Here is a 17329-nt window from a genome sequence, read left to right on the forward strand (position 1 = left end):
CCCGCTTCGCGCAGGCAGGTGTTCAGCGAACCACTACCGACCCGGTGGCCAACGCTTCAATTTGCTCCAGCACGTCGGGGGCAGTGAGGTTCTCCCCCAGGCGGTTCGGTTTTCCTTCCCCGTGGTAGTCGCTGGATCCAGTGGCCAGCAAGCCATGCTCCGCAGCAATCCGTCGCAGGTCACGGCGTCCCGGCTCCGGGTTGTCGCGATGTTCGATCTCCAGGCCCTGCAATCCGGCATCGATCATCTGGCCCATCACATCGTCACCCACGATCCGGCCGCGGGCCGATGCCACCGGATGGGCGAAGACCGCAACGCCGCCCGCCGCGCGAATCAGTTCCACCGCCTGCGCGGGGTGCGGTGCGTAGTGGCCCACCCAGTAAGGGGACGCGGCAGTGAGGATATCGGTGAAGGCTTCGCTCCGGTTGGAAACGATACCCAGCGCCACCAGAGAATCGGCGATATGGGGGCGTCCGACAGTTGCCCCGTCCGCGATGTGCTCCTGCACATCGGACCAGGTAATGGGATAGTCGGCGCCGAGGCGCTCCACCATTCGCTCGGCCCGCGTCAATCGGGCGTCCCTGGACCGAAGGATTTCAGCCTTCAGTCCGGGGTGTAGCGGATCGTGCAGGTAGGAGAGCACATGAACGCTGATACCCGTGTCAGTCCGGCACGACACCTCCATGCCAGGGATCAGCGCCACGCCATGGGTACGCGCCGCAGCTGCGGCTGCTGCCCAGCCCGCGGTCGAGTCGTGATCGGTCAGGGCAATCACATCAATTTCCGCGTCCAGCGCTGCCTTGATCAGCTCTGCAGGACTTTCGGTGCCGTCCGAGACGGTTGAATGGGTGTGTAGGTCGATTCTCACCCACCTAATCTACGCCCGCAGTGGTGTTCTCCCTGACAACTGTTTGGTTGCCTCCGGTACCGGTGAGATCATGGACTGGTGAGTACAGCAGAGAACAACACCCTGTCCCAGACCGCCGGCGCGCTCTCAACCACCGAAGAGCAGCCTCTTGTTGCCCGGAACGAGAACCGTTCCCAGCGCCCCGAATCGGAGGCGTTTAAGGCGTTCATGGCCCAGCAGTGGGAACCCAAGCCCACCGAGCTGCCCGCCGAGGCTGAGGTAGCCCCGCACGCCGCGAAACGCCGTCGTGCTATCTCAGACCGATTCCCTGGCGAACGGCTCGTCATCCCCGCCGGGCCGTTCAAGGTGCGCTCCAACGACACCGACTACCGCTTCCGGCCGCATTCCGGGTTTGCGCACCTCACCGGTCTTGGGCTCGATCACGAACCCGACGCAGTGCTCATCATGGAGCCCACCGAGGCTGGCCACGGCGACGACGGCGGCCAGCACCACTCCACCCTGTACTTCAGGGAGCTTGCTGGTCACGACAACCCCGAGTTCTATGCCAATGCCCGCTACGGCGAGTTCTGGATCGGCTCACGCCTGTCACACGCGCAGATCAGGACCCTGCTCTCCATCGAGACTGCAGACCTCGCCGAATTGGAAGTCGCAGTCACCAAGGACGCAGGCGTCCCCGAGGTGGGAGGCATGCGGATCCGGTTGCTGCGCGAAGTCGATCTCAACGCGGACGCCCTGGTCGACACCTCCCGGATCAACACCGGCGTCGACCTGGAAAAATCCGATGAGCTCGACGGCAAGCTCGCCGAAGCGCTCTCCGAACTGCGCCTGATCAAGGACGCCTGGGAGGTGGACCAGATGAAGGTCGCCGTCGCGGCGACAGTCAACGGCTTCCACGAGGTGGTCAAGGAACTCCCCCGCGCCATCACCCACCATCGCGGTGAGCGTGTCGTCGAAGGAGCATTTTTCGCCCGCGCCCGTGAAGAAGGCAACGACCTGGGCTACGACACCATTGCCGCGTGTGGCAACAATGCCACGGTGCTCCACTGGATCCGTAACAACGGGCCGGTGCACGCAGGGGAACTCCTGCTCCTCGACGCGGGCGTCGAGGCTGACACCCTCTATACCGCAGACATCACGCGCACCCTCCCGGTCAACGGCAGGTATACCGACATCCAGCGGAAGATCTACCAGGCAGTCCTCGACGCCGCCGACGCCGGATTCGCGGCGGCCCAACCCGGCCGCAAGTTCCGCGATGTCCACCAGGCGGCAATTACCGTTCTCGCGGAACGACTCGACGCCTGGGGCCTCCTCCCCGTGTCCCTGGAGGAAGCCCTGTCGCAGGACGGCCAGCACCACCGCCGGTGGATGCCGCATGGTACGAGCCACCACCTGGGCATGGACGTTCACGACTGCGCCCAGGCCAAGCGCGAGCTCTACCTGGACGGCATCCTGACCGAAGGTATGGTCTTCACCATCGAGCCAGGCCTGTACTTCAAGGACGAGGATCTGGCGGTCCCCGAGGAGTTCCGCGGGATCGGTGTGCGGATCGAGGATGACATCCTGATGACCGCCGATGGCCCCGTGAATCTGAGCGCGGCGCTGCCCCGCGAGGCCGACGACGTCGAAGCGTGGATGGCGGGGATCTACAGCCCTACCGGCGAGTAGCCCCGGCCCCGAGCGTGCCTAGCCCCAACGAAGGTGGCTAGGCACGCTCGTCGGCGGGCTGACCCGATTCCTCGGGACCCTTCGCCGGGCTTTCTGTCGCGGCCGCACTGTTCTCCTGAGGGTTAACCCGGACACCGTACTGCGGCCGCCCGTCGGGGAGGTCAGCGAACTGGCCACGCCGGGGACCGGAGGGGCCTGCACCCTGTGACCCATCCGCTGCGGTGTGTGCAGCCTGGTCCGGCGCGTTTCCCTGGCTAGCGGTCCCGGACTCCGGGGTGCCGGGCTGCTGTGGATTCTGGATGGGCTGGGCGAGCGGGTCTTTCCAGGCCTGCGGCTGCCCGGGCTGGCCCGGCGCCTGCGGGCCGCTACCGGGAGGCGCTGCCGGTGGTTGCCACCCCTGCGCGGACCCGCCGGGGTGCTGGGCCTGACCGTTCATTGGCAACTGTTGCAGCATCCGTCGAGCTTCACCGGCCGATTCCGGTTCGACGATGACATCGTAGCTGGTGGCGATGACCTGACTCGTGGAGGTGAAGTCCCGCTTGCCACGCTGGAAGGCGTAGGTGATGACGCCAAACAGCATCCAGAACACGGCGCCAAGCGCCATCGCGGTGAAGATCGGCAGGTACGCACCGCCGTCGCCGAACAGCGTCAGGATCAGACCCACGAAAAATCCGAACCATGCACCCGTTGCAGCGCTGGCCAATGCCACCCGCGGGTAGCTGAGCCGGCCCGTCACTCGTTCCACAGTCTTCAGATCGCTGCCAATGATCGAGACTTTCTGCACGGGGAACTTGCTGTCGGCTAGGTAATCCACTGCCTTCTGCGCGTCCAGGTAGGCACTGTACCGTCCGACCGTTTCGCCTTTGGGCAGGATGCGGCCTTCATCCCGTGACGCCGTTCGACCAAGCACATTTGACATGGTTCCATTCTCACCCAGAACGGCTGACCTGTGGGCCCGTATCGCTCGCAGTGAACTAGCGCTACGTTGCCGCCGATCGAATAGGGCGGAAGCGGCCGTTCCAAAGTAGCCTAGGCAGGTGAGCACTAATCCCACCCGCGTCTTCGTGGCGCGCCTGCTTGGCCTCGACGTGTTTGACCCACTGGGTGACCGTCTGGGCCGACTTCGTGATGCGGTGGTTCTTGACCTCGGCCCGAACACCGCGCCCCAGGCCGTTGGCCTGGTGGTGGAGGTACCCGGCAAACGGCGGGTCTTTGTCCCGATGACCCGGGTCACGTCGATTGATTCGACCCAGATCATCTGCACCGGACTGGTCAACCTCCGCCGCTTCGAACAGCGCGGCGCCGAAATGCTGGTGGTGGGTGAGCTTTTTGACCGCCGGGTGACCCTGCGCGACGGGAGCGGCGAGGCAGTAATCGAGGATATCGCCATCGAGGTGGACCGCGCCGGCGACTGGCACGTATCGCAGGTATTCATCCGGCGCGGCTCGTCGTCGTCGGCGCTGCGTGGACTCCGCCGGGGCGAACGCCTCATTGTCGACTGGCTGGACGCCTACCACGGGGACGCTGCCGAACCGCAGGGCGCTTCCCAGTTTGTTGCGCAACACGAGGACCTCAAGCCGGCCGACTTCGCGGACGCGCTGCACGAAATGAGCGACAAACGACGCACCGAGATTGCGGGCGCCCTGCAGGATGACCGGCTCGCTGACATCCTGCAGGAACTCCCGGACGATGACCAGGTGCAGATCATCTCTTCGCTCCACCGTGAACGTGCCGCCGATGTGCTGGAGGAAATGGACCCCGACGACGCCGCGGACCTCCTCAACGAACTGCCCGAAGCGCAGAAGGAGGACCTCCTCGCGTTGATGGAACCCGAAGACGCAGAGGATGTGCGACGCCTGCTCCAATACGAGGAGGACACTGCCGGCTCGATGATGACCACCGTGCCGGTCATCCTCCCGCCCGAGGCGACAGTGGCCGAAGCCCTCGCGCACGTCCGGCGTGAGGAACTGACTCCAGCGTTGGCCTCATCGATTTTCGTGTGCCGACCACCGCTTGAGACACCCACCGGACGGTATCTCGGCGTCGTCCACATCCAGCAGCTGCTGCGATTCCCTCCGCCGGAGCAGCTGGGGAACATCGTTGACACCGATCTGGAGCCCGTCGGGGACCAGGCCAACATCAGCGAGGTTGCCCGCATCCTTGCGACCTACAATCTGAACTCCATTCCCGTCGTCAACGCTGAAGGTCGGTTGGTCGGAGCGGTGACAGTCGACGACGTCCTCGACCACCTGCTGCCCGATGATTGGCGCGCTGCCAACGACTACCCGGGATTGACGAAGGGAGCAACCAATGGCTGAGCGGATCAAAACCACTGCGACAGGGCTCGACACCCCGCGCGAGAGCCGTAAACGCTGGCTGCCCCGGCTGCGGCCGAACCCGGACCGGTTCGGGAGCGCCACAGAAAACTTCGCCCGGTTCATGGGGACACCCCAGTTCCTGTTCTACATGACAGTCTTTGTTGCCCTCTGGCTGGCCTGGAACTCCTGGGCCCCAGGCGGACTGCGTTTCGACAGCGCCGCCATCGGTTTCACCCTGCTGACCCTGATGCTCTCCCTCCAAGCATCCTATGCAGCACCCCTGCTGCTTCTGGCACAGAACCGGCAGGACGACCGCGACCGGGTGTCGCTGCGGCAGGATCGGCAGCGTGCTGAACGGAACCTTTCCGACACCGAATATCTGACCCGGGAAATCGCTGAATTGCGGATCGCGATCCGCGAGGTCGCGACGCGCGATTATGTCCGGTCCGAACTGCGCTCAGTCCTTGAGGAAATCCTTGAGACCGCCGAAGACAAAGACACGGCCCTCCATAAAAAGTCGCGCCGGAAGGGCGGCGACCAGACGGCGTCGCTGCCGAAGCTGCAGCCCAACCGGTCTGACCGGTTGTGACATTGCGGGAGCAGGTGGATGCAGCCCTCGCCACCGTGATTGACCCTGAACTTCGCAAACCAATCACCGAGCTGGGTATGGTTGCGGGCACCGATATCGTCGGCGGCGCCGTCACCGTTGAGGTGCTGCTCACCATTGCTGGCTGCCCGCTGCGCGGGACCATCACCCGCGACGTCGAAACCGCGGTAGGGGGCCTCCACGGAGTCACCTCGGTGGACGTACGGCTCTCGGTGATGACCCAACAGCAACGCGACCGGCTCAAGGAACAGCTCAGGGGCCCCGGTGGCCGGAAGGGCATCCCGTTCAACGACGAGGGCTCACTGACCCGGGTGTACGCGGTGGCGAGCGGCAAAGGCGGGGTCGGCAAATCGAGCGTCACAGTGAATCTTGCGGTGGCAATGGCCGCCCAGGGCCTGAGAGTGGGGATTGTCGACGCTGACGTCTACGGCTTCTCGGTACCTTCCCTGCTGGGGATCACCCAGCCGCCAACCCGGGTCGATGAGATGATCCTCCCGCCGGTCGCCTACGACGTCAAAGTCATTTCAATTGGCATGTTCATCGCCGGCAATCAGCCGGTCGCCTGGCGCGGGCCGATGCTTCACCGGGCACTTGAGCAGTTTCTCAGCGACGTGCACTTCGGCGATCTGGACGTATTGTTCCTCGATCTTCCTCCTGGCACCGGGGACATCGCCATCTCTGTGGCCCAACTGCTGCCCTCGTCGGAGCTGTTGGTGGTCACCACGCCGCAGACGGCGGCCGCGGACGTTGCTGAACGCGCCGGGACCCTGGCCAACCAGACGGGCCAGAAGGTTTCAGGGGTGATCGAGAACATGTCCTGGCTTGAGCTTCCCGGTGGGGAACGGATGGAACTGTTCGGCAAGGGTGGCGGGCTCGCCCTGACCGGCCGCCTCACTGAGGCCCTGGGCTACCCGGTCCCGCTCCTCGGCAGTGTCCCACTCGAGATTGCCCTTCGCGAGGGTGGGGATAGTGGGGAACCTATCGTTAATGGGACCAGCGAATCCGCCGCAGCGCAGGAACTTCGCCAGATAGCGGACACCCTCGCCCGCCGTCCGCGTGACCTCGGCGGCCGTCGGCTGAAGGTCACTCCCACCTAGCCAGGCAGGCTTCGCCTGACCGGTTCCGTCCGGGCGCAACAGCCTGGTGCTAGGTGGCTTCCACATCGAACGGCGCCAGCTGGCCGGCGCTGAGCCGTGGTGACGTCGCGACTGACGGCAGCGGCCGTGACCGGGCTGGCGGCGTGACGGAAGCCGGGGCCGCCGGGTTCGGTGCTCCCCCGCTAACAGGCTTGAAAGCGTCCTGGACGTCGTCGATCAGGGCTTCCTTGATGATCCGACGCGGATCGTACTGGCGGGGGTCGAGCTTGCGCCAGTCGACGTCGTCGAGCTCCGGGCCGACTTCCTCACGGAGCTGCTCCCGCGCGCCCGATGCCATCCGGCGGAGATCCTTCACCAGCCTGCCCAGCTGGGCGGCATACTCCGGCAGCCGTTCAGGTCCGAGAACCATGACGGCGATGACAGCCAGCAGCAAAAACTCGAGCCCGTTGATTCCAAACACTGAAGAAGACTACCTTTCGGCGGCGACAGGAGCTATTTGGCTCACTGTCCCGAGGCTGGCTGCGCCAGCTTGTTGAGCCCTCGAAGAATCCTGCTCAGGGGGTCATGCGGAGTCGGCTCGGTTGGCGCCAGCCGGGAGTGCTCGGCCAGTACCAGTTGGCTAACAGCCTGCGGCATTTCTGCTGCGGGAAGACTCGAGACAACGGTGTAGGTCACCGACTGGGAATCGAGCACCACCTGCCAGGAGTGCCCCGGGTGGACCCAGATTTGGCGTTGCATCCCGCCGATGCGTTCGAAGCCGTCGTCGACGACGGAGTTCCCCGTCAAGGCGTTGATGGGCGGTGACGCGACAGGTGCCCGACCGTCGCCGAGTTTGCGCTGTTCGTAGATCGTGACTGAGTCAGTTCCGTCGTTGAGCACCATCATGAGTGCCGGACGGTTCGCCACAGTGATGGCTTCCGCACCCGCCACGCTGAACCCCATCATTTCGAGGTCGGGGCAGTACCAGCCACCGCCCCTGAGCTCTTCGAGCTGGCTGGCATCCAGCAGGGTTGGGGTGTCGGAGGCAACCGACTGCCAGCCAGCCATCAGCGCCCCGCTTCGACCGCTGCCGGCGAGGACCTCATGCTCCGATTCGATGCCAAGGGCATAGGCACCGGTAAGCGTTGCGAGCGCGACGACGGCCAGCCCTCCGCTCACCGCCATCGGTGTGCGGTGGCGTGAGGCAAACCCTGCCATCCGCCGGCGCGGTCCGTGCCTTTCCTCCCCGACGACGTCGGGCGCCACTCCGGGACGCGTCTCTGGGTGGCGCTGGGCGGTCGCCATGATGCGATCGAACAGATCGGCGTCGGGCCGTGGGATCTCTGAGCTTTGCAGCCGGTTTCGGACACCCCGATGCTCCCGCACGGTGTCCCGGCAGGAAGCGCAGCGGGCGAGGTGGCTTTCCACCGCCCTGCGGCGGTCCAAGGGCAACTCCCCGTCTACGAAATCAGCTAGATGCCGCTTCGGATGTCGCATGGCCGCTAACGGGCACCCGCAATCCGGGGCAGCTTCATTCGGGGGCTTTTGGCGGCGGTCAGGGCCGGGTCGCGGTGAGCAAGCTTTTCGCGCAGCATGGTGCGCCCCCGGTGGATCCGTGAGCGCACTGTTCCCAGCTTCACCCCGAGGGCTTCAGCCACCTCGTTGTAGGCGAGCCCTTCCAGATCGCACAGGACCACAGCCGCCCGGAAATCGGGTGGGAGCTCTTCGAGGGCAGCCTGCACATCAATGTCGAGGTTGTTGAATTCAAAACTGCGTTCCGGCCCGGGATGGGCGCTGGGCAGGCGGCTTTCGGCCTCCTCCGTCAGGCCATCGAACCTGATCCGGCTTTTCCGGCGAGCCTGATCCAGGAACAGATTGGTGGTGATTCGGTGCAGCCACCCATCGAGGGTGCCAGGCGTGAAGTTGGCCAGGGACCGGAAGACCCTGACAAACACTTCCTGGGTGAGATCCTCGGCGTCGAACTTGTTGCCGGTCAGGCGGTAGGCCAGCCGGTACACCTTCGGCGAATGGACAACCACCACTTCTTCCCAGGAGGGCGCCACCCAGGCGGCGTCCGTGCCTGCTGCTTCATCGGTGACGGTGGCAGCGGCCACCGTTGTTTGCGAAGTGGACATCAACCTCTCCTCCCAGTGTGAAACAGCATTTTGCCGTCTCCCAAGGTATTCGCGGCCAATGGTTCACCGGATGCCTGGAGCTAGAAATATTGCCCTATCAAGCTGGGAGATCGCTGGAAAACTGGTGTGCCCTGGCCTGCGAAAGCCCTGCGACGGCGCTCGGATTCCGTTGATCACCCAAATGGGGCGAGGAGCCCCCCAACCAGTAGGCTGGGTACCAAAGCGAGAACGTCCCCTGAACGAGAAGACTGAACGGTAAATACATGAGCGCGGACAAACAAAGTAGCTGGTCATACGCCGAGGGGCTGCCCGACGAGGATGAAGTCCTGCTGCGTGCCCGGGACCGGTCCTACGAGCTTGGGGTCACGCCGGTCAGCACCGGTGTCGCGGCCGCGTTAACAGTCCTTGCTGCGACGTCAAAGGCACAGACAGTTGTGGAGATCGGTGCCGGGGCCGGTGTGTCCGGGGTATGTATCCTGCGCGGCCTGGGACCGCAGTCGGTCCTGACCACCATCGACTCCGACGTCGACCACCTCCGCGCGGCGAGAGAGGCCTACGCCGAGGCTGGCGTGCCGGGGAACCGGACACGCACCATCTCAGGCCGGGCCGCTGACGTGTTGCCCCGCCTCACTGACGCCGCCTACGATCTGGTCTTTATCGACGCAGACAAGGCCGGTCTGCCGCTCTACGCAAATCAGGCCATCCGCCTGCTGAAGCCGGGCGGCATGTTGATGCTCAACGACGCACTGGATCAGGATCGGGTGGCAGATCCGGCCATCCGAGAGGATTCGACCAACATTCTCCGCCAGGTGGGACGCACTATTCGCGACCACGAGCAACTGGTGTCGGCCATGCTTCCCACCGGCCATGGCCTGCTGCTCGCCGTTAAGATGCCAGCCATCCGTAAGTAGTCACTGCTGGGGTCGGCACCCTTGGGGCCGACCCCAGCAGCGCTGCCACTTTGGGCGACTACTCGGTGACCGTCAAAAGGCAGTCCTTGAGGTTGCCGGCTTCCTCCGCATTGAGTTCGACCACTAGCCGCCCGCCACCATCAATCGGTACCCGCATGATTAGGCTGCGGCCCTCTTTGGTGACTTCCATCGGCCCATCGCCGGTCCGCGGTTTCATGGCAGCCATAAAGGTATCCCTTCAAATGTGCGCGCCCGGGATCCCCGGCCGCCCGTCAACGAAAATTAACGTCAGTGACACGGCGGCATGCTGGCCCCCGCGCATTGATCCTCCACCATTATCCCGCACAGAGCCGGACTCGGCGAATCGCGGTGCGTTGTGGGTCACATCGAGCCCCGCACCCAGCAGTGCAGCAGATGGTCATTGACGTACCCGGTTGCCTGCATCATGGCGTACCCGGTAGTGGGACCAACAAACCTGAATCCGTGCGACCGCAGGGCCTTTGCCAGTGCCACCGATTCAGGGACAACCGCAGGCACGTCGGTCAGTGCAACCGGGGCGGGACGAGGTGCTGGCCGGTGCGCTTCAAGGATATTGGCGAGGCTTTCACCCGGTGGGAGAGCCAGCAGCGCCCGGGCATTCGCAATGGTTGCGAGGATCTTCGCCCGGTTACGGACAATTCCGGCATCCTGAAGCAACCGCTCGACGTCGTCGTCGTCGAATTCTGCCACCACGGCCGGGTCGAACTCCCTGAAGGCCGCCCGGAAGGACTCCCGCTTCCGCAGAATGGTGATCCAGCTTAGACCGGACTGGAAGGCTTCGAGGCTGAGCCGTTCAAACAGGGCTGCCTCCCCGGAGACGGAGCGACCCCATTCCTCGTCGTGGTAGGTCCGGTAATCGGCAGTAGCGTTGGCCCAGTCGCAGCGCACCCGCCCGTCCTCCCCGAGTGCCGCGCCGCTCATCGGCTGTCCTGGCGGGACCGTCGGAGGTCGGCGATGATCTCGTCCCGCTCGGCGAGCGCTGACGCCAGCTTCTCGAGGACCTCGTCGACCTGGTCCATCCGGTACCCACGCAAGGCGGGGGCGAAGCGGATTCTATCGATGTCGGAAGGGTGGGGGTCGTCGGGCAGCAGCACTGCGGGCAGGGACGGGGCGGGTTCGACCAGCCCCGCAGGATGCCCGGGGACCGTCAGATCCCCTCCCGGACGCTGCCGTCCGACGACGGCGAAAGCCACAGCACCCACCACAGCGATAGCAATAAACACCAGGAAAATACTCACCGTGTCAATGCTGCCAGAGTTAACGGTGCCATTGTTATTGGTGCCAGCGAATGGTCACGGTGACTTGTGTGATGCGGTGTCTGCCTGCACCAGCCGGACGGCTTCGGCTGGGTCGTCCACCAGATGCACCAGGTCCAGGTCCCTGGCGGAGATCATCCCGTTCGCCAGCAGGCTGCCCCTCACCCAATCCCAGAGCGGCGCCCAGAACTCAGTGCCCATCAGGACAATGGGGAAGGAGGTGACCTTCCTGGTCTGGACCAGGGTCATGGCTTCGAATAGTTCATCCAGGGTGCCGAATCCGCCCGGCAGGACGATGAACCCTTGCGCATATTTCACGAACATGGTTTTTCGGACGAAGAAGTACCTGAAGTTCACTCCAAGGTCCACCCACTCATTCATCCCATGTTCGAACGGCAGCTCGATGCCGAGACCAACTGAGAGTCCGCCGGCCTCGCAGGCTCCCTTGTTGGCCGCTTCCATGGCTCCCGGACCTCCACCTGTGATGACCGCATAGTTTGCCTCCACCAGGCGCCGGCCCACCTCCTCACCCATCGCGTAGAACGGCGAATCCCGTGGGGTCCGCGCCGAGCCGAACACACTGATAGCCGGCCCAAGCTCGGCGAGTGTCCCGAAACCTTCGACGAACTCGCTCTGGATACGCAACACCCGCCACGGGTCCGTCTTGGTGAAGTGGTTCCCGCCCCCTGAGTCCAGCAGGTAGCTGTCAGATTGAGGCGCCTGGATCTGCCCACGGCGGAGCTCCACCTGGCCTCGCCGGCGTGACGGGGTGGCGCGGGCGGCATTGGATTCTGGACTGGACAAAAACTCGTTGGAAGCCATCTTTTGAGCCTATCCGCCCTCCGCAACCCCTTTGGGTCTTGGTTGCTCTTGAGTCACGATTTACCAAATCGCAACAATCATGTGTTGCCAGCGGGCATTCGTTCGCTACATTCATCTCTATGACCAGTGATTTCGAAGCGAACTCGCCCGCTGCACCATCATCTGAGACGCCGCTCGTGCTGCTGAAGAACGTCAACAAGCACTACGGCGAACTCCATGTGCTGCAGAACATCAACCTCGAGGTGGCCCGCGGTGAGGTGGTGGTGGTGATCGGACCGTCCGGTTCCGGTAAATCAACCCTCTGCCGTGCCATCAACCGGCTGGAAACCATCGACGACGGAGAGATCCGGATCGACGGCGTTAAACTGCCTGCCGAGGGCAAGGCGCTTGCAAAACTCCGCGCCGACGTCGGGATGGTGTTCCAGTCCTTCAACCTGTTTGCCCACAAATCCATCCTCGAAAATGTGACGTTGGGGCCGATCAAGGTCAAAGGCATGAAAAGTGCCGAGGCCAAGGAGCTGGCCATGTCCCTGCTGAAGCGGGTAGGGGTTGATAACCAGGCCCAGAAACTGCCAGCGCAGCTTTCCGGCGGTCAGCAGCAACGTGTGGCGATTGCCCGTGCGCTTGCCATGCAGCCGAAGGTGATGCTGTTTGACGAACCCACCTCCGCGCTTGACCCCGAAATGATCAACGAGGTCCTCGACGCGATGGTCACCCTGGCCAAAGAGGGTATGACCATGATCGTGGTGACCCACGAAATGGGCTTCGCCCGCAAGGCAGCGGACCGGGTGATCTTCATGGACGGCGGCCAGATCGTCGAGGAGGCCACCCCCGAAGAGTTCTTCACCAACCCCCAGAGCACCCGAGCCAAAGACTTCCTCGGCAAGATCCTGGCGCATTAGCCCCACAAATTTTCATCAAGTCAGACGAAACGCAAGGAGAAATCATGCGCAAGACCCGTTACGCAGCAGCCGCCATGGCAGCTGTAGCAGCACTCACCCTTTCCGCCTGTGGCGGCGGGGACGAGGGTGGCGACGACACCGCGACAGATGCAGGCTCCGACAGCATCCGCATCGGCATCAAGTTCGACCAGCCGGGCCTGGGCTTCGATGAGGGCGGCGAGTACTCCGGCTTCGACGTCGACGTTGCAAAATATGTGGCCACCGAGCTCGGTTACTCCGAGGACCAGATCGAATGGGTCGAGGCTCCTTCGGCCAACCGCGAGAATCTGCTCTCCACCGAAGAGGTGGACATGATTTTCGCTACCTATTCCATCACTGACGAGCGCAAGGAAACCGTCGACTTCGCCGGACCGTACTTCGTTGCCGGCCAGGACCTCCTGGTCCGCGCAGACGACGAGGAAATCACCGGGCCAGAGTCGCTGACCGGCAAGAACCTTTGCTCGGTTGCCGGTTCCACCTCGGCTGCTCGTATCAACGAAGAGTTCGGCGCCGATGCCAACCTGGTTGAGCAGCCCGGCTACGCCGAGTGTGTCTCGCTGATGGGCGGCGGCCAGATCGACGCCGTCACCACCGATGACATCATCCTGGCTGGCCTCGCCGCGCAGGAAGCCAATGCCGGCCAGTTCAAGGTGGTGGGCAACCCGTTCTCCGAGGAGAACTATGGAGTTGGCCTCACCAAGGGCAGCGACCTGTGTGAAGATGTCAACGCCGCCATCGTCAAGATGATCGACGAGGGTGCCTGGGAAGAAGCCATCACGAACAACACCGAGGGCGCTGACTACACCTTCAACGACGAGCTGAACCCACCAGAGCCTGACGCCTGCGCCTAAGCTCGAGCCGTTTTTTTGCCTTGGTGGGGTAGCTTCGCGGCTGCCTCACCAAGGCTTTTCAACTTTACGGTTTTCAACACCACGGAAGAGGTGAACCATGGATAACTTCCTATCGCTCTTTGAGACGTACGACGTCGCTGGAGCGTTCTGGGTCAATATCCAGCTGACGTTTTGGGCCGCTATCTGGTCATTTATCCTGGGAACTATCCTTGCGCTCATGCGCATCTCGCCGATCGCCAGCCTGCAGTGGTTCGGCGCGGCGTATGTGAATATCTTCCGGAACACACCGCTCACGGTGATCATTGCCTTCGGTGTCCTCGGGCTGTGGGGACAACTGAATGTGGTCCTGGCCGAGGATTTCCAGGTGAATTTCCTCCGCCTGGCCATCCTGGGCTTGAGCATCTACCACGCGGCCTTCGTTTGTGAAGCGATCCGCAGCGGTGTCAACACCGTTCCCCTCGGCCAGGCAGAGGCCGCCCGCGCTATTGGGTTAAGCTTCCTGCCGGCCGCCCGCCTGATCATTCTGCCGCAGGCGCTCCGCGGTGCAGTTGCACCGCTTGGTAACGTCCTCATTGCCCTGACCAAGAACTCGACTGTCGCGTTCGCTGGATCGGTGATCGAGTCCTCAAACCTGATGAAGGAAATGATCGAGTTCAGGGGTGACCTGGTGATTCCCATCTTCTTTATCTTCGCCATGGGCTTCGTGATCATCGTTGTCCCCATCGGCCTTCTTACTACCTGGTTGTCAAGGAAACTGGCGGTGGCACGATGAGCGCTCAACAGGTTCTATTCGATGCACCGGGCCCGAAGGGCAAGCGCCGCATCCTTCTTGGCAATATCGCTGGCGTGCTGCTGGTGCTGGGCCTCTTAGGCTACGTAGTAGTAGCTCTGGCCGCCCAGGGCCAGTTCGAAGCCGCCAAGTGGACGCCCTTCCTCGAGTGGCGGACCTGGGAGTTCTTCATTCTCCCGGGCCTGCTCAGCACCCTTAAGGCCGCGGCGGTCGCAGTGGTCACCTCGATCGCGTTTGGGCTGCTGTTCGGGATCGGCCGACTATCCCATATCGCACCGGTCCGCTGGGTTGCTGGTCTCGTCGTCGAATTTCTCCGTGCGGTACCCGTCCTGCTGATGATGATCTTCCTGTGGCTTGCCCTGGCTCAGGTTGGTTTCATCGATGATCCGATCTTTGTGGCAGTTGTGACGGCACTGACCCTGTACAACGGGTCGGTGATCGCCGAACTGGTCCGATCCGGAGTACATGGCCTTCCCAAGGGCCAGCGCGAAGCGGCGATGGCCATCGGTATGACCCCGGGCAAGTCCCTGCGGAGCATCGAGATTCCCCAGGCGCTGGTCGCGATGCTGCCAGCCATGGTCAGCCAGTTCGTCGTCATCCTCAAGGACTCCGCACTGGGCTACATCATCGGCTACGCGGAACTCCTCCAGTTCTCCCGCCGCCTCGGCGTCGGTGAAGGCAACCTGCTGCAGTCCCTCCTGATTGCTGCCTTCATCTTCATCCTGATCAACTTCGCCCTCTCCTCGGCAGCCAACAAGCTCTCCACGCTGCTGAGCTTCAGGACAGGTCGCAAGGTCAAGCAGACCGAGGATCCGGAACTGGCTGCAGCGGCCCCCGTGCCCTAGCCAGCCCACCGACTGCAATCAGCGCACGGCAAGAGTGGGGCTACACCTAAAGGTGGAGCCGCACTTTCTTGTCCAATGGCTGCCTGAGCCCGCCGTCTGGGTGGGCTAGCCCAGCCAGGTCTTCAGCGCCCTCAGGCACTCGCGGATCTCGTCGGCGCTGACGTGCTCGTTATCCGAGTGCGCCAGCAGCGGATCACCCGGCCCGAAGTTCACGGCCGGGATGCCCAACTCGCTGAAGCGGGCGACGTCGGTCCAGCCGTACTTCGGTTTGGGCTCGGCACCCACGGCCGCCACGAAGTCTGCTGCCGCAGGATGGTGCAGCCCGGGGCGGGCGCCGGCGGCAGCGTCGGTGCGTTCGACGTCGTAGCCCTCCAGCACCGCCCGGACGTAAGCCTCGGCGTCGTCGGGCGACTTATCCGGCGCAAACCGGTAGTTCACCTCAACCACTGTCCGGTCGGGGATGACGTTCCCAGCCGTGCCGCCCTTGATCATCACCGCGTTAAGGCTCTCCCGGTAGGCGAGACCATCCACGTCAACGGTGAGTGGTTCGTGGTCGCGAAGCCGGGTCAGGATGTCGCCAGCCGCATGGATGGCGTTCTCCCCCATCCAGGCACGTGCCGAGTGCGCTGCCCGGCCGGTGGTGGTGACATTGAAGCGGGCGGTGCCGTTGCAGCCGCCCTCGACGGTACCGTCCGTGGGTTCCAGCAACACTGCGAAATCGGCGGTCAACCAGTCAGGGAACCTGGTCACCAGCCTGCCAAGCCCACTCAACGACGCATCGACTTCCTCGTGGTCGTAAAACACGTAGGTAATGTCGCGGGCGGGATCGGTCAGCGCTGCGGCGAGCGCCAACTGGACCGCCACCCCGCCCTTCATATCGGTGGCACCCCTGCCGTAAAGCACTTCGCCGTCCCAGGTGCTGGGGACGGTTCCCCGGGAGCCGGGAACACCTGGAAGGGGCACGGTGTCCAGATGGCCGGCGAGGATGACCCGTTCGGCACGGCCCAGTGAGGTCCGCGCGATGATTGAGTCGCCGTCGCGCACCAGCTCCAGATGAGGGCAGGCCTGCAAGGCGGTTTCGACGGCGTCGGCGAGGGTCCGCTCATTGCCGGAGACGCTCTCAATGTCGAGGAGAGAGGCGGTCAGAGCTGCAACATCGGCAGAAAGGTCAAGGGCTGCGGGGAGGTTAGCGGTCATTGATCCAGCCTATCGCTCGGTAGACTTGAGGCCATGACTGAACGAGCCACAGCCCCCACGCCAGCAACCGATCCAGGCCCCCGCTCAGCCCACGGACTGGGTCTGGCGACCTTCGCCGCCAACCGCACCGTCCTTGATGTGTGGTTTCCCCGCCCCGAACTCGGCGACACATCGCAGGAGGATCTCAGAAGCTCTCTCGACGCCCTGGCCGGGAACGATGACCTGCGCGGCACCAGCCAGGAAGTCATTGCGGCGCACGCCGACCTGGATTCGGCGCCGACCGACGCGGCGGACGCATATCTTCGCCTGCACCTTCTGTCCCACCGGCTTGCAGCGCCCAACACCGTCAACCTCGACGGCGTGTTTGGGCTGCTGGCCAACGTGGTGTGGACCAACTTCGGGCCCTGCCCCGTCGAAGACTTCGAAAGCACCCGCCTCCGGCTGCGGACCCGCGGCACGGTAGTGGTCTACGGCGTGGACAAGTTCCCCCGCATGGTCGACTACGTACTGCCCGCCGGGGTACGGATTGCCGACGCCGACCGGGTGCGGCTTGGCGCACACCTAGCCGTTGGTACCACCGTCATGCACGAGGGCTTCGTCAACTTCAATGCGGGCACCCTCGGCCAGTCGATGGTCGAAGGCCGCATTTCCGCCGGAGTGGTGGTGGGCAACGGTTCGGACATCGGTGGCGGCGCATCCATCATGGGCACACTCTCCGGGGGCGGCAAGGAACGGGTGGCGATCGGCGAGCGGTGCCTTCTCGGCGCTCAAGCCGGCATCGGGATTTCCCTCGGCGACGACTGCGTCGTCGAAGCCGGCCTGTACATTACTGCTGGCACCAAGGTCACCCTCCCGGACGGGCGAGTGGTCAAGGCCGCCGAGCTCTCCGGTGAGTCCTTCCTGCTGTTCCTCCGCAACTCGGCGACCGGCGTCGTCGAGGCACGTCCGCGCAGCGGCCACGGGATCGCCTTGAACTCAGTGCTTCACGCCAACTAGGGACCCGTGGCT

The 17329-nt window shown here is 63.9% G+C and carries 20 protein-coding genes; 10 read left to right on the plus strand and 10 right to left on the minus strand.

Annotation, left to right across the window (positions count from 1 at the left end):
* Positions 1 to 22 precede the first annotated feature (22 nt).
* A complete protein-coding gene (locus ACX80Z_RS01695) occupies positions 23 to 868 on the minus strand; it encodes a PHP domain-containing protein (RefSeq protein WP_459304059.1) in 846 nt (281 codons plus the stop codon).
* 78 nt (positions 869 to 946) lie between these two features.
* Here ACX80Z_RS01695 and ACX80Z_RS01700 point away from each other — a divergent pair, with 78 nt between their 5' ends.
* Positions 947 to 2533 (plus strand): aminopeptidase P family protein, encoded by a 1587-nt coding sequence (locus ACX80Z_RS01700; protein WP_459304060.1) that lies wholly within the window; start codon positions 947 to 949, stop codon positions 2531 to 2533.
* Positions 2534 to 2570: 37 nt separating this feature from the next.
* Here ACX80Z_RS01700 and ACX80Z_RS01705 read toward each other — a convergent pair whose 3' ends face one another.
* Entirely contained in the window at positions 2571 to 3452 is an 882-nt protein-coding gene (locus ACX80Z_RS01705; RefSeq protein ID WP_459314730.1) for a general stress protein, read from the minus strand.
* A 118-nt stretch (positions 3453 to 3570) separates the two neighbouring features.
* On the opposite strand from ACX80Z_RS01705, the gene ACX80Z_RS01710 reads away from it, so the two are divergent.
* The 3 genes from ACX80Z_RS01710 to ACX80Z_RS01720 are packed head-to-tail and all read left to right on the plus strand — an operon-like array spanning position 3571 to position 6555.
* Positions 3571 to 4851, plus strand: coding sequence for a magnesium transporter MgtE N-terminal domain-containing protein (locus tag ACX80Z_RS01710; protein ID WP_019481653.1), 1281 nt, complete (start codon positions 3571 to 3573; stop codon positions 4849 to 4851).
* Positions 4844 to 5440 carry a DUF1003 domain-containing protein gene (locus tag ACX80Z_RS01715; RefSeq protein WP_019481652.1) on the plus strand — a complete coding sequence of 199 codons (597 nt, stop codon included), beginning with the start codon at positions 4844 to 4846 and terminating at the stop codon, positions 5438 to 5440. The genes ACX80Z_RS01710 and ACX80Z_RS01715 overlap by 8 nt, the downstream gene beginning before the upstream one ends.
* Entirely contained in the window at positions 5437 to 6555 is a 1119-nt protein-coding gene (locus ACX80Z_RS01720; RefSeq protein WP_459314731.1) for an Mrp/NBP35 family ATP-binding protein, read from the plus strand. The genes ACX80Z_RS01715 and ACX80Z_RS01720 overlap by 4 nt, the downstream gene beginning before the upstream one ends.
* Before the next feature lie 49 nt (positions 6556 to 6604).
* Here the strand turns inward: ACX80Z_RS01720 and ACX80Z_RS01725 are convergent, their stop codons facing one another.
* The 3 genes from ACX80Z_RS01725 to sigE are packed head-to-tail and all read right to left on the minus strand — an operon-like array spanning position 6605 to position 8669.
* On the minus strand, positions 6605 to 7015 hold the full coding sequence (locus ACX80Z_RS01725) for a sec-independent translocase (RefSeq protein WP_019481650.1): 411 nt from the start codon (positions 7013 to 7015) through the stop codon (positions 6605 to 6607).
* A gap of 41 nt (positions 7016 to 7056) precedes the next feature.
* Positions 7057 to 8031 (minus strand): anti-sigma factor, encoded by a 975-nt coding sequence (locus ACX80Z_RS01730; RefSeq protein ID WP_459304063.1) that lies wholly within the window; start codon positions 8029 to 8031, stop codon positions 7057 to 7059.
* 5 nt (positions 8032 to 8036) lie between these two features.
* Positions 8037 to 8669, minus strand: a complete 633-nt coding sequence (sigE, locus tag ACX80Z_RS01735) for an RNA polymerase sigma factor SigE (RefSeq protein WP_024476023.1) — start codon at positions 8667 to 8669, stop codon at positions 8037 to 8039.
* A 263-nt stretch (positions 8670 to 8932) separates the two neighbouring features.
* On the opposite strand from sigE, the gene ACX80Z_RS01740 reads away from it, so the two are divergent.
* Positions 8933 to 9580 carry an O-methyltransferase gene (locus ACX80Z_RS01740; protein ID WP_019481647.1) on the plus strand — a complete coding sequence of 216 codons (648 nt, stop codon included), beginning with the start codon at positions 8933 to 8935 and terminating at the stop codon, positions 9578 to 9580.
* 58 nt (positions 9581 to 9638) lie between these two features.
* Here the strand turns inward: ACX80Z_RS01740 and ACX80Z_RS01745 are convergent, their stop codons facing one another.
* From ACX80Z_RS01745 to ACX80Z_RS01760, 4 genes are all read right to left on the minus strand, one after another.
* Positions 9639 to 9806 carry a DUF3117 domain-containing protein gene (locus ACX80Z_RS01745; RefSeq protein ID WP_019481646.1) on the minus strand — a complete coding sequence of 56 codons (168 nt, stop codon included), beginning with the start codon at positions 9804 to 9806 and terminating at the stop codon, positions 9639 to 9641.
* Between the two features lie 155 nt (positions 9807 to 9961).
* Complete coding sequence (locus ACX80Z_RS01750; protein WP_019481645.1) at positions 9962 to 10540, minus strand: DNA-3-methyladenine glycosylase I; 579 nt, start codon at positions 10538 to 10540, stop codon at positions 9962 to 9964.
* Positions 10537 to 10857 (minus strand): DivIVA domain-containing protein, encoded by a 321-nt coding sequence (locus ACX80Z_RS01755; protein WP_019481644.1) that lies wholly within the window; start codon positions 10855 to 10857, stop codon positions 10537 to 10539. Before ACX80Z_RS01755 ends, ACX80Z_RS01750 begins: the two co-directional genes overlap by 4 nt.
* 54 nt (positions 10858 to 10911) lie before the next feature.
* On the minus strand, positions 10912 to 11697 hold the full coding sequence (locus ACX80Z_RS01760; RefSeq protein WP_019481643.1) for an LOG family protein: 786 nt from the start codon (positions 11695 to 11697) through the stop codon (positions 10912 to 10914).
* A 119-nt stretch (positions 11698 to 11816) separates the two neighbouring features.
* Here ACX80Z_RS01760 and ACX80Z_RS01765 point away from each other — a divergent pair, with 119 nt between their 5' ends.
* The 4 genes from ACX80Z_RS01765 (at position 11817) to ACX80Z_RS01780 (ending at position 15124) form a co-directional block, all read left to right on the plus strand.
* Positions 11817 to 12599, plus strand: coding sequence for an amino acid ABC transporter ATP-binding protein (locus ACX80Z_RS01765; RefSeq protein WP_050994829.1), 783 nt, complete (start codon positions 11817 to 11819; stop codon positions 12597 to 12599).
* Positions 12600 to 12643: 44 nt separating this feature from the next.
* Positions 12644 to 13489, plus strand: a complete 846-nt coding sequence (locus tag ACX80Z_RS01770) for a glutamate ABC transporter substrate-binding protein (protein ID WP_019481641.1) — start codon at positions 12644 to 12646, stop codon at positions 13487 to 13489.
* Positions 13490 to 13586: 97 nt separating this feature from the next.
* Positions 13587 to 14261 (plus strand): amino acid ABC transporter permease, encoded by a 675-nt coding sequence (locus ACX80Z_RS01775; protein WP_019481640.1) that lies wholly within the window; start codon positions 13587 to 13589, stop codon positions 14259 to 14261.
* Positions 14258 to 15124: an amino acid ABC transporter permease gene (locus ACX80Z_RS01780; protein WP_019481639.1), complete on the plus strand. Its 867-nt coding sequence runs from the start codon at positions 14258 to 14260 to the stop codon at positions 15122 to 15124. Before ACX80Z_RS01775 ends, ACX80Z_RS01780 begins: the two co-directional genes overlap by 4 nt.
* 105 nt (positions 15125 to 15229) lie before the next feature.
* On the opposite strand, the gene dapE is transcribed toward ACX80Z_RS01780, so the two are convergent.
* The gene (gene dapE / locus ACX80Z_RS01785) at positions 15230 to 16321 is read right to left on the minus strand and encodes a succinyl-diaminopimelate desuccinylase (protein ID WP_019481638.1); all 1092 of its coding nucleotides are present in this window, start codon (positions 16319 to 16321) and stop codon (positions 15230 to 15232) included.
* A 33-nt stretch (positions 16322 to 16354) separates the two neighbouring features.
* On the opposite strand from dapE, the gene dapD reads away from it, so the two are divergent.
* The gene (gene dapD, locus ACX80Z_RS01790) at positions 16355 to 17317 is read left to right on the plus strand and encodes a 2,3,4,5-tetrahydropyridine-2,6-dicarboxylate N-succinyltransferase (RefSeq protein WP_019481637.1); all 963 of its coding nucleotides are present in this window, start codon (positions 16355 to 16357) and stop codon (positions 17315 to 17317) included.
* Positions 17318 to 17329 lie beyond the last annotated feature (12 nt).

Source organism: Arthrobacter sp. TMT4-20 (assembly GCF_054510775.1).